The organism is Alcanivorax sp. HI0044, from assembly GCF_001634945.1.
In genome coordinates this window covers 1-559 of record NZ_LWEZ01000794.1, presented here as the reverse complement: position 1 = coordinate 559, position 559 = coordinate 1, and the positions used below count along the sequence as shown (strand labels likewise).

At 60.6% G+C, this 559-nt stretch carries 1 protein-coding gene; it reads right to left on the bottom strand.

Annotated features, from left to right (window positions below; all coding sequences use genetic code 11):
- Positions 1-559, bottom strand: a 559-nt coding sequence (locus A3730_RS09500; RefSeq protein WP_197477400.1) for a SufD family Fe-S cluster assembly protein, incomplete at both ends; no start/stop codon positions are given.

The following is a 559-nucleotide window of genomic DNA, read 5'->3' as shown; positions in this document are numbered from 1 at the left end:
TGCCGCGCGATTGCAGGTAGAACTGCTGCATGGCATCGAGCTGGCCGACGGTGGTGCCGTGGGCACACTTTACGTCGTCGTTATAGATTTCCAGCTCCGGCTTGGTGTTGATCTCCGCACCGGGATTGAGCAGCAGATTCTTGTTGGACAGCTCGGCGTTGGTGCCGCTGGCACCGGGGTGAATGTGGATGCGGCCGTTGAAGACCGCCTTGCCACTTTCGCCGGCCAGGCCTTTGAAGTTCTGGTCCGATTCACAGTTGGGCACGGCGTGTTCCACGCACAGCTGGTTGTCCACGTGGCTGTTGTCGCGGACTACGAAGATGCCTTTCATGTTCAGTTCGGCGCCGCTTTTGTTGACCAGGGCGCGCACGTCGTTACGACGCAGGCGGTTGCCGGTCATCAGCTGGTAGCTGTCGACCTTGCTGATGCCTTGCTGATCAATGATCAAGGTGCCGATGTGCAGGGTGTTGGCCTGCTCGCCTTGCAGCCGGTAGTGGGTCAGCTGGGCATTGTCGGCGGTGATCAGGGCCGTCACCGCGTTGCTCAGGGCCTGACCTTC